The organism is Paenibacillus mendelii (genome assembly GCF_024498075.1).
GTDB lineage: Bacteria > Bacillota > Bacilli > Paenibacillales > Paenibacillaceae > Paenibacillus_Z > Paenibacillus_Z mendelii.
The window spans coordinates 1-1783 of sequence record NZ_JANHOF010000054.1; the positions used below are offsets into that span (position 1 = coordinate 1).

The window sequence follows — 1783 nt, forward strand, 5'->3', positions numbered from 1 at the left end:
ACGTTCTCCGTCCCTCGTTTTTAGGTCTTTATCTCACATATACTCACTCATTCGCAGGATTTCATCACCATGGATCAGGTCTATCTCAGAAAGCAGCGCAGATGCTACCGGTTGAGGTGGTGGTCTGGGCATGCGGAAATAGAGGACTACTAGGAAATATTCCCCAATTAGTTTCTACTGCACACATACTCCACTAATCCCTTGGGGTTCACCCTCCCATGACTCAACGGGTCATTGCCCTTACAATCCTTCGTTATACCTGTCCAAGGTGTGGAGACCGATAGCGTTTAGCGGATGGGTCGCAGCCCTTATGGAGAACGAACTCGGTCCTCGTGCTTTCTTTGTGAAATCCCGCGAATGAGTCAATATACGTGATGCTTATTAATTACTTAGGCTGCCTCTGTCCAGTTCAAGACGGTTTTCTCTGGCGTAAACTTTTCTCCTCGTTGAACAACACCAACAAGGATCCGTGCTAGCTTCCCAATTAACTTAAATATGGACTGCTGCTTTTTCATCTTCTTTACTTGCAAATTTTGTTCATGCAGATGGCGGAAAACGGGGTTATTCCAAACGAGTTGAACCGTCGCGAGATAGAGATATTTTCGTAAGGCTGAGTCTCCTCGTTTCGAAAGAACAATTTGTCCTTTTCGCTTGCCCGACGTGCTTTGGGCCAAATTCATGCCAGCCTTCCGTAATACCTGACGTCCGTGCGCATACTGCCTTAAATCTCCTGTACCCGCTAAAATGGCCGCGGTGAAGATCTTCCCGAGTCCTTTTATGGTGCGTAGCTGCTGCGCCATAGGAATCTCGGTAAGCAGCGCTTCGATGTCCTTTTCGATCTGTTCAAGCATGTTGGTAACACGCTCATATTCTTCAATGAGCCGTTTCAAATCTGCTTTAGCTTCTTCTACAGCAGTTCGTTCTCCGACACTGCGTTTCGCTTGTGCGATGAGCTGCGCGGCCTTTTCAATTCCCGTAACCCCCCCAGCACGCTGCATATACACTCGCCATGCGTTAATGACATCAGGTGCTATATAGTTCGCGATATCCTGTGGGCAAGGGAAGGCTTTGAGGGTCGCCAATGACCGCTTACAAGTCCAGTCTTTGAATACAGAAGGATACTCAGGAAAACGAATGTCCAGCCAACGTACAATCCGATTCTGCAGCCGTACGCAGTATGTCACCCAGAATTCCCGGTCACTCATTATTGTCTTCAATCGTTGAAACACAAGTGACTGACGTGTGTACTCGTAGTAAAAGCCCCGGCTCACTGAGTCTGCTATGACAAGAGCATCTTTAGGATCATTCTTCGAGGGGCTGTTATCCCTGTTTTCTTTGTTTCTCTTGGTTGTGGCAGGGTTAACCATGACCACGTGCAATCCCTTATCTGATAACCAATTGGCTAGGTTAAACCAGTAATGACCGGTTGGCTCCATGCCGATAATGAGCTTCTTGAATCGATATTTTTGCTGTAACTCCGCCACCCAGCGGCTTAATTTCTCAAACCCTTCAATGCTATTGGAAAATGAGAGATGTCGTTTCGAGACCACAATTCCACGGAAATTTGTAGCCTGTGCGACATGCGTTTCTTTAGCCATGTCGATCCCTACGACAAGATGTGAGGTGGTAATTTGTTCAATCCGTTGATTTTGTGCGTCTGATTGCTTAAACTTCATAGTAAGAGCGCCTCCTTGATGTGTTGTTGACAAACCCATCATACCGAGGCGCTCCTTTTTTTACAAAGCTCATTTCTTAAGCTCTACAGGATTGTTTAGTTCAATAA

At 46.5% G+C, this 1783-nt stretch carries 1 protein-coding gene; it reads right to left on the reverse strand.

Features of this window, described 5'->3' with window-relative positions; genetic code table 11:
• Window positions 1-389: 389 nt before the first annotated feature.
• The gene (locus NNL21_RS35965) at window positions 390-1676 is read right to left on the reverse strand and encodes an IS110 family RNA-guided transposase (RefSeq protein ID WP_204822075.1); all 1287 of its coding nucleotides are present in this window, start codon (window positions 1674-1676) and stop codon (window positions 390-392) included.
• Between the last annotated feature and the right edge of the window lie 107 nt (window positions 1677-1783).

What these genes read in the sequence shown, in the direction of transcription:
- NNL21_RS35965 (WP_204822075.1), bottom strand. Translation starts at nt 1,676, where the DNA reads ATGAAGTTTAAGCAATCAGACGCACAAAATCAACGGATTGAACAAATT.